General features: G+C 68.3%; 9 protein-coding genes. 6 read left to right on the forward strand and 3 right to left on the reverse strand.

Annotated elements, in window-relative coordinates:
* The first annotated feature begins 22 nt into the window (after nucleotides 1-22).
* The 6 genes from GCU53_RS18040 (at nucleotide 23) to GCU53_RS18065 (ending at nucleotide 8,044) form a co-directional block, all read left to right on the forward strand.
* Complete coding sequence (locus GCU53_RS18040; RefSeq protein ID WP_152388825.1) at nucleotides 23-817, forward strand: SDR family NAD(P)-dependent oxidoreductase; 795 nt, start codon at nucleotides 23-25, stop codon at nucleotides 815-817.
* Nucleotides 818-865: 48 nt separating this feature from the next.
* Entirely contained in the window at nucleotides 866-1,174 is a 309-nt protein-coding gene (locus GCU53_RS18045; protein ID WP_152388826.1) for a DUF2218 domain-containing protein, read from the forward strand.
* 82 nt (nucleotides 1,175-1,256) lie between these two features.
* Entirely contained in the window at nucleotides 1,257-2,489 is a 1,233-nt protein-coding gene (sbcD, locus tag GCU53_RS18050) for an exonuclease subunit SbcD (protein WP_152388827.1), read from the forward strand.
* Nucleotides 2,486-5,908 (forward strand): exonuclease subunit SbcC, encoded by a 3,423-nt coding sequence (sbcC, locus tag GCU53_RS18055; RefSeq protein ID WP_152388828.1) that lies wholly within the window; start codon nucleotides 2,486-2,488, stop codon nucleotides 5,906-5,908. Before sbcD ends, sbcC begins: the two co-directional genes overlap by 4 nt.
* 166 nt (nucleotides 5,909-6,074) lie before the next feature.
* The gene (locus GCU53_RS18060) at nucleotides 6,075-6,305 is read left to right on the forward strand and encodes a hypothetical protein (RefSeq protein WP_152388829.1); all 231 of its coding nucleotides are present in this window, start codon (nucleotides 6,075-6,077) and stop codon (nucleotides 6,303-6,305) included.
* Nucleotides 6,306-7,423: 1,118 nt separating this feature from the next.
* Entirely contained in the window at nucleotides 7,424-8,044 is a 621-nt protein-coding gene (locus GCU53_RS18065) for a GNAT family N-acetyltransferase (protein WP_244306834.1), read from the forward strand.
* A gap of 60 nt (nucleotides 8,045-8,104) precedes the next feature.
* On the opposite strand, the gene rlmF is transcribed toward GCU53_RS18065, so the two are convergent.
* The 3 genes from rlmF to nhaD all read right to left on the reverse strand — a co-directional run bounded on the left by rlmF (nucleotide 8,105) and on the right by nhaD (nucleotide 12,683).
* Nucleotides 8,105-9,112: a 23S rRNA (adenine(1618)-N(6))-methyltransferase RlmF gene (gene rlmF, locus GCU53_RS18070; RefSeq protein WP_152388831.1), complete on the reverse strand. Its 1,008-nt coding sequence runs from the start codon at nucleotides 9,110-9,112 to the stop codon at nucleotides 8,105-8,107.
* A 70-nt stretch (nucleotides 9,113-9,182) separates the two neighbouring features.
* Nucleotides 9,183-10,946 carry a putative bifunctional diguanylate cyclase/phosphodiesterase gene (locus tag GCU53_RS18075; protein ID WP_152388832.1) on the reverse strand — a complete coding sequence of 588 codons (1,764 nt, stop codon included), beginning with the start codon at nucleotides 10,944-10,946 and terminating at the stop codon, nucleotides 9,183-9,185.
* A gap of 354 nt (nucleotides 10,947-11,300) precedes the next feature.
* The gene (gene nhaD, locus GCU53_RS18085) at nucleotides 11,301-12,683 is read right to left on the reverse strand and encodes a sodium:proton antiporter NhaD (protein ID WP_152388833.1); all 1,383 of its coding nucleotides are present in this window, start codon (nucleotides 12,681-12,683) and stop codon (nucleotides 11,301-11,303) included.
* Between the last annotated feature and the right edge of the window lie 124 nt (nucleotides 12,684-12,807).

Here is a 12,807-nt window from a genome sequence, read left to right on the forward strand (position 1 = left end):
CACAAACAACAAGGAGATCTGCATGATCATCGACCTGTCCGGCAAGACCGCCCTCGTCACCGGCTCCACCGGCGGCATCGGCCTGGCCATCGCCCGCGGGCTGGCCGAGGCCGGCGCCACCGTCGTCGTCAACGGCCGCGACCAGGCCCGGGTCGACGCGGCCCTGGCGCAGCTGCGCGACACCAAAGGCGGCGCCTCGGCCCGCGGCGTGGCCTGCGACCTGGGCACGGCGGCCGGCTGCCAGGCGCTGATCGCCGCCGAGCCGGAGGCGGACATCCTGGTCAACAACCTCGGTATCTACGGCGCCAGGGAATTCTTCGAGATCGGCGACGAGGAATGGGAGGAGATCTTCCAGGTCAACGTGATGAGCGGTATCCGCCTGTCGCGCCATTACGCCAAGGGCATGCAGGCCCGCGGCTGGGGCCGTATCCAGTTCATCTCCAGCGAGTCGGCGCTGAACATCCCCGGCGAGATGGTCCACTACGGGGTCAGCAAGACGGCGCTGCAGGGCGTCTCTCGCGGGCTGGCCAAGGTGCTGGCCGGCAGCGGGGTGACCGTCAACAGCATCCTGCCGGGGCCGACCCGCACCGAGGGGGTGATCGCCTTCATCGCCGAGCTGGCCCGCCAGGAGGGCGTCACCCCGGAAGAGATGGAGCGGCTGTTCATCCAGCGCCATCGGCCGTCGAGCCTGCTGCGCCGCTTCGCCGAGCCGGCGGAAGTCGCCCACCTCTGCGTCTACGCCGCCTCGTCGCAGGCCAGCGCCACCACCGGGGCGGCGCTGCGGGTGGAAGGCGGGATCGTCGAGAGCATCGCCTGACATTCAGCGCCGGCCGGTGCGTCCGGCCGTCTTCCGAGGAGCCGCATCATGACCGTTTCATCCGCCTGGATCGCCAGCCAAGACCCGCCCCGCCTGATCCGGCGCCTGTGCAAGCACTGGGCGCACAAGTTTCCCGTCAGCCTCGACGAGCGGCGGGGCGAGATCCAGTTGCCCCTGGGGCGCTGCCTGCTGCAGGTGGGCGACGGGCAACTGGAGGTCTGCCTGCAGGCGAGCGATGCCGAGCAGATCCAGCGCTTCCAGCAGGTGGTCGCCGAGCACCTGCAGCGCATGGCCGGCGACGAAACGCTGGACTTCGCCTGGCGCGACGACGAGGCCCGGCAGCACACGGCCGGCTGATAGCGGACAGGCGCATTCGGGCTTGCCAGCCTGGGCGGGGAGGTGCCAAGGTGCCCCGCCTTTTTCCGGACGACGGACCTCCATGCGCCTTCTGCACACCTCCGACTGGCATCTCGGCCAGCATTTCATGGGCAAGACTCGCGAGGCCGAGCATCAGGCCTTCTGCGCCTGGCTCATCGAACAGGTGCGCGAGCACGCGGTCGACGCGCTGATCGTCGCCGGCGACGTGTTCGACAGCGGCGCGCCGCCCAGCTACGCCCGCGAGCAGTACAACCGCTTCATCGTCGCACTGCGCGAGACCGGCGCGCGGCTGGTGGTGCTCGGCGGCAACCACGACTCGGTGGCCATGCTCGGCGAGTCGCGCAGCCTGCTGGCCTGCCTGGACACCTGGGTGATCCCGGGGGTGGCGGCAGATTTGGCGGAGCAACTGCTGGTGCTGCCGCGGCGTGACGGCACGCCGGGAGCGCTGCTCTGCGCCATTCCCTTCATCCGCCCGCGCGATGTGCTGAAAAGCGAGGCCGGGCAGAGCGCCGGCGACAAGCTGCAGGCGCTGCAGGGGGCGATCCACGCCCACTACCGGGCGCTGTTCGCCCTCGCCGAGGCACGCCGTGTGGAGCTGGGCGGCAGGCTGCCGATCGTCGCCACGGGGCACCTGACCACCGTCGGCGCCAGCGCCAGCGAGTCGGTGCGGGAGATCTACGTCGGCAGCCTCGAGGCCTTTCCCAGCGACGCCTTCCCGCCGGCGGCCTACGTCGCCCTCGGCCACATCCACCGCCCGCAGAAGGTCGGCGGACTCGAGCACATCCGCTACAGCGGCTCGCCGATCCCGCTGTCCTTCGACGAGGCACGCCAGCGGAAGGAGGTGCTGCTGGTCGACCTGCACGAGGACGGCCTCGAAGCGGTGACGCCGCTGTCGGTGCCCTGTTTCCAGCCGTTACTGACAGTGCGTGGTTCCCTCGCCGAGCTGGCCGGCGCCATCGCCGAGGCGGCCGGGCAGGGCAGCGCCGAGCGTCCGGTGTGGCTGGAGGTGCAGGTCACCGCCGACGAGCACCTGCCCGATCTGCCGGCGCGCATCGCCGCCCTCTGCGCGGGGCTGCCGGTGGAGGTGCTGCGCATCCGCCGCGAGCGCGGCAGCGCAGCCGCCCGCCTGCAGGGAGAGGCGCAGGAGACCCTCGACGAATTGCGTCCCGAGGAGGTGTTCGAGCAGCGCCTGGCCAGCGAGGCGCTGGACGAGGCGCTGGACGAGGCGCTGGCCGGGCGCCTGCGTGGCCTGTACCGCCAGGTGCTCGACGAGCTGCGGGAGGGCAGGGCATGAAGATCCTCAGCCTGCGCCTGAAGAACCTCAACTCGCTGAAGGGCGAGTGGAAGATCGATTTCCGCGAGGCACCGTTCAAGGGCAACGGCCTGTTCGCCATCACCGGGCCGACCGGCGCCGGCAAGACCACCCTGCTCGATGCCATCTGCCTGGCCCTCTACCACCGTACGCCGCGCATGGACCGCCTGTCCAAGGAGTCCAACGAGCTGATGACCCGGCACACCGCCGAGTGCCTGGCCGAGGTGGAGTTCGAGGTCAAGGGCCGGGGCTATCGGGCCTTCTGGAGCCAGCGCCGCGCCCGCGACCGGGTCGACGGCGCGCTGCAGATGCCGCGGGTCGAGCTGGCCGCGGCGGACGGCAGCATCCTCGCCGACAAGGTCGGCGACAAGCTCGCCCGGATCGAGGCGCTCACCGGCCTCGACTTCGCGCGCTTCACCCGCTCCATGCTGCTCGCCCAGGGCGGTTTCGCCGCCTTCCTCGAGGCCGACGCGAAGAGCCGCGCCGAACTCCTGGAGCAGCTCACCGGCACCGAGATCTATGGGCAGATCTCCCAGCGGGTGTTCGAGCATGCCCGCGAGGCGAAGCAGGACCTTGACCAGCTGCGCGCCAGGGCCGCGGGCGTCGAGCTGCTCGGCGAGGAGGAGCGCGGCGAACTGCAGGCGCAAGCCGTCGCCCTGGCCGAGCAGGAGACGCCGCTGCGGGCCGAGCAGAATCGCCTGCAGGCCCAGTGCCAGTGGCGCGATGCGCTGGACCAGGCCGAGCAGCGCCAGCAGGCCGCGCTGCAGGCCTTGCAGCGGGCCGACCAGGCGCTGGCCGGGGCCGGGCCGCAGCTCGCCCGGCTCGCAGCCGGCGAGCCGGCGGCCCGCCTGCACCCTTGCTACCAGGCTTGGCATCAGGCCGGAGAGCAGCTGGCGCAGACCGGGCTGGCCCTGGCGCAGGCCCGGGACGAGCGGCGCCAGGCCCGCGAGGCGGTCAGCCGGCAGCTGTGGCGGGCCCGCGAGGCGAGCGGGCGGATTGCTGCTGCCACCCGGGCGCGGGACGAGCAGCTGCAGCAGCAACATCGGCACCTGCTGGCGCAACTGGCCGGGCAGGCCCGTCATGGCGAACTGGGCGGGCGGCTCGGCACCTGGCGCACCCAGTTCGAGCAGCGCCGTCAATGGCAGGAGGAAATCGCCGGATTGCACGAGCGGCGGCAGCAGGGCCAGGCCGGACTGGCCGAGCTGGCTGTTCGCCGGCAGGCCACGGGCGAGCGGTTCGAACGGGCGCAGGCCGCGCTGGCCGACGCGCAGGCGGGCGAGAACGCATGCCGGGCCCGGCTGGAGCAACTGCTCGACGGCCAGGAGGAAGGGCAATTGCGCCAGCACTGGCAGGTCCTGCACCGCCAGCACGGCCTGCTCGGCCAGCTGGAGACGATCGGCCGGACGCTCGGCGACCTCGATGCCCGTCTGGGCGCCGATCAGGCCGAGCTGGACGACAAGCGCCGGCAGCACGGCGAGCGCACGGCGCAGCGCGAAGTCCTGCGCGAGCGCTATGCCGAGCTGAAGCAGCAGATCGCCGACAAGCAGCTGCTGCTCGAGCAGGAGCGGCGCATCCGCGAGCTGGAGAGCCATCGCGATCGCCTGCAGCCGGGCGAGGCCTGCCCGCTGTGTGGCTCCCGCGAGCATCCGGCGGTGGCCGCCTATCGGACACTGGATGTTTCCGCCACCGAGCGGGCGCTACAGGAGACGCGCGCCGAGCTGGATGCGGTGCGCGAGCAGGGCGAGCAGGCCAGTGCCGCACTCGCCGCCCTCGAAGCGCAGCTCGGCGAGCTGGAGAAGCGCCTGCAGCAGTGCCGGACCGAGCGCGAACGGCAGGCGCTACGCTGGCAGCAGCTCTGCACCGAGCTGGAATGCTGGCTGGCCGACGCCGCGGCGCTGGCCGCGCGCCAGCGCCTGCACGACGAATGGCTGGCCGCCTGCGAGCGGCGCCTGCAGCAGCTCGACGCAGCGAAGGCCGTGCTGGACAGCGCCCGTCATGAACGCCAGGCGCTGGAGAAGGGCGTGGCCGAGCTGCAGCAGCAGCGCGTGCTCTTGCAGCAGCAACAGCGCGGCGAGGCGGAGCGGCTGCAGGTGCTGGACGAGCAGCTGCAGCAACGCCGTGCGCTGTTGCAGCGCTGCGAGACGCTCCTTGGCGAGGAGCTGGCGACCTTCGGCCATGCGCTGCCGGCGGAAGGCGGCACCTGGCTCGCCGCACGCGAGGCCGAGTGGCAGGCCTGGCAGGCCGATCAGCGGCGTCTGCTGCAGCTCGAGCGCGAGCAGCTGGAGCAGCGTGCCCGGGTCGAGGGCGCGGAGCGGGAGGCCGCCCTCTGGCGGCAGCGCTGGAGCGCGCTGCATGAGGCCGAGGGGCCGGCCCTGGCCGCGGAAGACGACCCGCAGGCCGTGTTGGCGCAGGCGCAGGAGCAGGCGCTCGCTGCCCAGCAGCGGGGCGATGCGCTGGAGGGCCGGCTGTGCTCGCTGGAGGAGCTGCAGGCGCGCCAGCGCGAACGGTTCGAGGCAAGCGCCGGAGAGTGGCGCGCGCAGCTGGCGCAAAGTCCCTTCGCCGACGAGGCGGCGTTCCGGGCCGCGCTGCTCGACGAGGCCGAACGCGCGGCGCTGCAGGACCTGCAGAACCGTCTGGTCCGGGCACAGGGCGACGCCCGGGCGCTGCTCGGTGCGGCCGAGCAGGCGTGCACGCAACTGCTGGCCGCGCCGCAGACCACCTTCGGTCGCGCCGAGCTGGAGGCGCAGCTGGAAACCCTGGGCGAAGCGCTCAAGGCGCTGCACCAGCGCCAGGCGGAAGTGGCCACCCGGCTGCGTGCCGACGACGAGCGCCGGCAGAGCCGGCAGGCGCTGTTCGCCGAGATCGAGCGCTGCCAGGGCGAATACGATCTCTGGCAGCACCTCAACGGGCTGATCGGCTCGGCCGACGGCGCCAGGTACCGCAAGTTCGCCCAGGGCCTGACCCTCGACCACCTGATCTGGCTGGCCAACCGCCAACTGGTGCGTCTGCATGGCCGCTATCGGCTGGCCCGACGGCTCGACGGCGAGCTGGAGCTGGAGGTCGTCGACACCTGGCAGGGCGACGTGGCCCGCGACACCCGCACCCTGTCCGGCGGCGAGAGCTTCCTGGTCAGCCTGGCGCTGGCGCTGGCGCTGTCCGACCTGGTCAGCCACAGGACCAGCATCGACTCGCTGTTCCTCGACGAGGGCTTCGGCACCCTCGACGGGGAAACCCTGGAGGTGGCCCTGGATGCCCTGGACAGCCTCAACGCCAGCGGCAAGACCATCGGCGTGATCAGTCACGTCGAGGCACTCAAGGAGCGCATTCCGATACAGCTCAAGGTGAGCAAGGGCGTGGGGATGGGCTACAGCAGTCTGGAAAGGCGCTTCGCCCTGTCCTGAGTCAGTTTCTGCAGAGTTGGCCTGGAATATGCTTAAGAGCAGCCCGTCCCTGCGAATCGGCGGGACGGGCGGTTCATTGCACCAGCAGCGAGCATTGGTCGCCCTGTAGCGGAACCGTAACCAATCTTCTGTAAATAGCTGCCATCGCAAAGCGGAGCCCTGTGGTATGTCCACCCTGACCGAACTCGTCCAACAGATCGCCCAACTCTACCCCCTCGAGGACAAGCGGGTCGGCAAGCGCTATCGCGTGGTCGACGAGCTGGCGGGCATGACCGAACTGGAGGAGGTCAGCGGCGCACCGCGCTACATCCGTACCGCCGAGCTGAAGGACCGCCGGCTCTGGGCGCATGCCGCCGACAGCTGGCCCGAGCACCGCCGGCGCAGCAACCTGCGCTGATCGCTCCGGCTGCCCGCCGGCGACTTCGCTTCGCAGGCCGGTGAGAGCGGCAAGGGCCCGAAAGGGCATGACTCGGGGCGTAGCCCATCGCCTTGCCAGAGATGTCGCCGATTCTGTTTGTCAGCGAGGGCATCCGGTATCGGCTTGCCAAGCGCTGTCTTCCCTGGCTGCCGGACAGGCTGAGCCCATGAGGCGCATGGCGGGGAAAACGGCGGTAAAAGTTCGCTTGGCATTATTTGTTTTTAGCGGTTCCGAATATATTTGACGGGAAATATCGGGTGCCAATATCTACACTGCATGAAGTGGCTACATAAGACTCTTGCCGAGCCCTTGCATTTTGTTCGAAAGCTTTTCCCGTCTGTTCTGTTGTTGAGCATCACATTCCGTCGACGGGATGCTGCTTGCAGCCAGGCTGCGGTCGATCAATCTTTCTCGAGCGAGCAAGTAGGGGCGGAATTGAATGTGGCGTCGCAAGTGGGGATACAGTAAAGACCAGTAGTCTTTTTTCTGTCAAATTGATCGGCTCCGGCAGAAATGACCGTCGACATGCGCTGTCCTGCCCATGAGCAAAAGTATCCCATGATTATTGTGAATCCCCCGTTCTGACAGGAAGTTTGTTTATAAGGCCGGAGGCTTCGATTCATGCTTGTTATGACGCTGTCCCTGTGGGCTGGCAGCCCGCAGGGGGCTGTCCTATTGGCGGCACTGCTGGTGCGGCGCGCCGGCTGCGGGATTCCGAGCATTCTCAAGGACATATGGTTCTGTATCCACAGACCTGCCTTGCCCGGTTTGAAGCGGGCCTGCCATGCCGCGGTGTTTGCCGGATATGCCATGCAGGCCACAGCCTTGAGGGGGCTTTGATCCGAGTATTTATTTTCCGGGATTCCCGGCTAGAGTTGTCAGGGCTTGGCGCCTGGGTATGCGAAGTCGGGTACGTAAATCAAATACAGGTTGATAAAGTCTGCAATCTTCTCAGCCCATGGAATTGTGTCTTCTAAATTATTGTTTCGAAGCGCGATGAGGCCATTATGGAAAGCTTGCAACAGCATGACTATATTGCTCGGGCGTGGCGCAAACTTCAGCAGCTGGGGCCTGCCCATAGCCTTCACCTGCTGTTGGTGAAAACCATCAATAAACTGGCCCTGTTCAAGATCCTGCGCGGCATCCTGCTGCTCAAGGTCGATCCGGCGTTTCTCGACTACCCGGCCGGCTACACGCCGGGTTTTCTCGACGAGAAGCAGCTGCGCCACTTCGCCCGCGATCCACAGAACGAACTCGACGACGGCTTTCTCGCCGAGACCCTGGCCAAGGGCGATCGCTGCTATGCGATTCTCGATGGCGAGAATCTGGCCGCCTATGGCTGGTACTCGCGCCTGCCGACCCGCATCAACCCGCCGGACATGCTGCTCGATTTCGATCCGGATTATGTCTACATGTACAAGGGACTGACCAACCCCCGCTATCGCGGGCAGCGCTTGCACGCCATCGGCATGAACCGGGCGTTGCAGTGCTACATGGAGGAGGGCGTGAAGGGGATCATTTCCTATGTCGAATCGACCAACGCCGACTCGCTCAAGTCCTGCTTCCGCCTGGGCTACCAGGCATTCGGTTCGATCTACCTGTTGCGCCTGTTCGGCTACAGCCTGCGCCTGTACAGCCCGGCCTGTCGCCGCTACCGGTTCGCCCTGCGCGACGACCCGTCGGCACGAGCCGATGGCATGAGCACCCGCAAGGTGTGAGGACGCCGTCTCCGCCCACCGGGCACCCGCTGTCGGCGGCGCGTACCGGTCGAGCGGGCCTCAAGCCCCGGCCGCTTCCTGGCGCGGAGCTTTCCAGCGTTCTTCCCGCCAGCGGCGCCGGGCATCAAGGTCGAGGAAGGTCCAGGCGACGAAACGGCTCTGCTTCTGCCCCTGGGCCATGGGCACGACGCGCACCTCGCGGGCTCCGGCCTTCTTCAGGGCGACCTGGGCGGCGGGCAGGTTAGCAGCCTTGGAGATCAGGCTGCTGAACCAGCAGACCTGCCCGGCGAACTGCGCACTTTCCGCGATCATCCGTCCGACGAAGGCGGCCTCGCCACCGGGGCAGTAGAGCTCGGCACCCTGGCCGCCGAAGTTCAGCAGCGGCAGCTTGCGTGAGGGATCGAGCTTGCCGAGGTTGCGCCACTTGCGCCGGCTGCCGCGGCTGGCCTCGTCCGGCGAGGCGTGGAAGGGCGGGTTGCAGAGGCTCAGGTCGAAGCGCTCGTCGGCCTGCAGCAGACCCTGGAAGATGTGTTCCGGGTCGGTCTGGCGGCGCAGCCGGATGGCCCCGGCCTGGCCCGGATTGGTGCGGATGATGACCTCGGCCGAGGCCAGCGCGGTCGGGTCGATGTCGGCGCCGAGAAAGCGCCAGCCGTACTCGCGGTGGCCGATCAGGGGATAGATGCAGTTGGCGCCGACGCCGATGTCCAGCACCTGCAGCGAGGCGCCGCGCGGGATGACGCCGTCATTGTCGGCGGCCAGCAGGTCGGCCAGTCCGTGCAGGTAGTCGGCGCGGCCGGGGATCGGCGGGCACAGGTAGCCGGGCGGGATGTCCCAGTGGCGGATGCCGTAGTGCTCGGCGAGCAGGGCGCGGTTGAGGGTCTTCACCGCCTCCGGGTTGGCGAAGTCGATGCTCTTCTTGCCGTAGGGGTTGATGATCACGAAGGCGGCGAGCGCGGGATGGCGGCGGATCAGCGCGGGAAAGTCGTAGCGGCCCTGATGGCGGTTGCGCGGATGCAGTGGGCTCGGGCGTTGCGGTTGCGGCGCGGGGGGAAGGGGCTTGCTCGGCATTGCGGAAGGCTGGCGGTGGGCTGGGCAGCGGATTGTCCCACAAGTCGGAGCGGCATGCCGCCCGGCACCGCTACCGGGTGGGCCAGCGTGCTTCCAGCCACTCCGACAGCTGGTCGGCGGACAGCGGTCGCGACAGCAGGAAGCCCTGGGCCACCTGGTAACCCCGGTTGGTGAGCAGGCGTCGCTGTTCCTCGTTCTCCACCCCTTCGGCGAACACCGCGATTCGCAGGCTGTCGCCGATGCGCATGGCCGCTTCGGTCAGGGCGCGGGTGATCTCGTCGTGTTCCAGGTCGCGGATGAAGCTGCGGTCCAGCTTCAGGGCGCGGATCGGCAGATGGCGCAGGTAGCCGAGGCAGGAGTAGCCGGTGCCGAAGTCGTCGATGGTCAGGCCGATGTCCATGGCCTGCACGGCATGCAGGGTCTTCAGAGTATTGGGGTTGCCGCTGCGCACCACCTCCTGGGTGATCTCCAGGTTCAGGTCGGCCGGCTGCAGGCCGTGGCGCTGCAGGGTCTCGGCGATCTGCCGGGGCAGCTCGATGTTGTGGAAGCTGTTCGGCGACAGGTTCACCGAGACGGCCGCCACCTCGAGTCCGGCGCCGCGCCAGGCGGCGAGCTGCCGGCAGGCCTCCTCCAGGGCCCAGCGGTCGAGCTCGCCGGCCAGCCCGCATTCGGCCGCCAGCGGGATGAAGCGGCTCGGCGGGATGCTGCCGAGCTGCGGATGGGTCCAGCGGGCCAGGGCTTCGACGCCGCACAGGCGGCCGCTCTTGAGGTCGATCTGCGGCTGGTAGTGGAGCTGCAGCTGCTGGTGCTGCAGTGCTTCGCGCAGGGCCGCCTCGAGTATCCGGCGCTCCTGGGCCTGGCGGTTCATCTCCTCGCTGAAGAAGCTGAACTGACCGCGCCCGTTGCTCTTGGCCTGGTACATGGCGAGGTCGGCGTAGTGCAGCAGGGTCTCCATGTCCTCGCCGTTGTCGGGAAACTGGCTGATGCCGATGCTGGCCGAGGGCGTGAGGGTCGCGCCGGCGATCTGGCAGGGTGCCGACAGCTGCTTCTGGATGCGCCGGATGGTTTCGGTCGTCTGCCGGGGATCGCAGTCGGTGAGCACCACGACGAACTCGTCGCCGGCCAGGCGGCCGACGATGTCGGCGGCGCGCAGTTCGCTGCGCAGGCGCTGGGCGACGATGCGCAGCATGGCGTCGCCGGCCGGATGGCCGAGGGTGTCGTTGACCTGCTTGAAGCGGTCCAGGTCGAAGAACAGGACATTCAGGGCCGTACGGTTGCGCCTGGCCCGGGCGATCGCCTGACCGGCCTGGATCAGCAGCAGGCTGCGATTGGGCAGGCCGGTGAGGGTATCGTAGAAGGCCAGCTGGCGAATCCTGTTGTGGCTTTCCTCGCGCTCCAGGATCAGCAGACGGCAGCGCTCCCGTTCGGCCTCGTCGCGCTCGGCCTGGACGCTGACGTCGCTGGCGATCTGCACGATGCGCTTCAGGTTCCTGTCGTCATCGAGAATGGGGACATAGGTCGCCTCCAGCCAGAGACGCCGGCCGTCGGCGCTCGCGTAGGGATAGCGGCCGCTCGCCGAGCGGCCCTGTTCCAGTCCGGCCCAGAGGCCGTCGAAGTTGGGCCGGTTGACCGGGTCGGGGGCGCAGAGCTGCTGGTGCCGGTGCCGACCGATGGACTCCTCGGTGTAGCCGAAGACCTGCCGGTACCTGGCGTTGGCGCGCAGGATGCGACCGTCCGGAGCGAACTCGGCGATGGCCATGGCATGCTCGAGGGCGCCGAGCAGTTCCAACTGCTCGGCGGACGGCTGGGAAGAGGAGGATGACTGCTGCTTCATTCTTGTCTGCAATTCCGGCATCGGTCGACGGGAGTCTTCCCGTCGTGCGGCGCGCGCCTGGAGAGGGCGCGCAGGTACGAACCGGGGGCCTGGCCTGGCAATCCTGCGACTGAAGTGAGTTGGCGCGGCCATCGTGAGGCCGGCGGCGGAAAGATGATGCCATGCCACAGGATACATGCATCACCCTGATTTGTGGCACTTTGACATCATGGCATTGCAGTTTGTCAGGATGTGAAGCATGCACGCTTTTGGGGCCGGTATTGCGCGGGGTGACACAGTCGATGATGCCCGTCCATGGGCAGGGTCGGGAGGCGGGGGGCCGGCATGGCTCCGGCCGGCGCCCCGCCGTGCGCCTCAGGAAAGGGCGTGCAGGACGATATAGGTTGCCGCGCCGGCGGTGTAGCCGAGGAAGGCCAGCAGGGTGATCCGCTTGAGGTACCAGATGAAGCTGATGCGCTCCATGCCCATGGCGGCGACGCCGGCGGCCGAGCCGATGATCAGGCTGCTGCCGCCGGTACCCGCGCAGAAGGCGAGCAGTTCCCAGAAGGTGCCGTCGGTGACGAACTGGGACAGCCAGGTGCCTTCCACGGACGTGACGGCGGCCAGGCTTTCCGGGCTGGCCAGGGGATACATCTTCATGGCTCCGGCCACCAGCGGCACGTTGTCGACCACGGCCGACAGCAGGCCGATGGCGTAGTTGATGGCGTAGATGTTGCCCAGCGACTCGCGCAGGAGGGTCGCCACCTGGGTCAGGTGACCGGCGGTGGCCAGGCTGGAGACGGCCAGCAAAATGCCGAGGAAGAACAGCACGCTGGGGGTGTCGACCTTGCGCAGCACGCCGACCACCGAGAGCGGATGCTTGTCCTCGGCGTTCTTGTGGCGATGGATGATCTCGGTGGCGACCCAGAGTACGCCGAGGCCGAGCAGGATGCCCATGTAGGGCGGCAGGTGGGTGACGGTCTTGAACACCGGCACGAACAGCAGGGCACCGAGGCCGAGGCCCAGCACCAGGTTGCGCTCGAAGGCGGTGGTCGGGTCGCGGCGGCTTTCCGGGGTTTCCAGCGGGCGGGGACGGGGCGCCTCGCCCTTCAGGTTGAAGCTGAGGATCAGCAGCGGCACCAAGAGGCAGATCAGGCTGGGCAGGAAGAGGCTGACGATCACTCCGGAGGCGGTGATCTGGCTGCCGATCCAGAGCATGGTGGTGGTCACGTCGCCGATCGGCGACCAGGCGCCGCCGGCGTTGGCGGCGATCACCACCATGCCGACATACAGGCAGCGCTCGGGACGCCCGCGGACCAGCTTGCGCAGCAGCGAGACCATGACGATGGTGGTCGTCAGGTTGTCCAGCACTGCGGAGAGGAAGAAGGTCAGGAGGCTGACGATCCACAGCAGATGCACGCGCTTGCGGGTCTGGATGCGGTCGGTGATGACCTTGAAGCCCTCGTGGGAGTCGATCAGCTCGACGATGGTCATGGCGCCGAGCAGGAAGAAGAGGATCTCCGAGATCTCGCCGAGATGATGGCGCAGCTCCGCGACCACCGTGCCGGTGGCGTTGGCGCCGTGGCCGTGGGTGGCGCTCTCCATGAGCGGCAGGATGTGCTCAGCGCCCAGTACCAGCACGGTCCAGGTGAGGACCGCGGTGACGATGGCCGAAGCGGCCTTGTCGATCTTCAGGGGATGTTCGAGGGCTATGCCTAGATAGCCTATGATGAATACAACAGCCATGAGGGCGTACATCGGAAGACTCCACAGGTTGAGAAAAACCGTGCGAGCCGCCAGGGGCCGGCTTCCGAAGTCTGCGGGGCTGCTGCGATGGGAAGAAAGACCGGAGGACCGGAGCGGCTGCCTCCGGTGCTTGGCG

Origin of the sequence: Azotobacter salinestris (genome assembly GCF_009363155.1) — a bacterium.
GTDB lineage: Bacteria > Pseudomonadota > Gammaproteobacteria > Pseudomonadales > Pseudomonadaceae > Azotobacter > Azotobacter salinestris.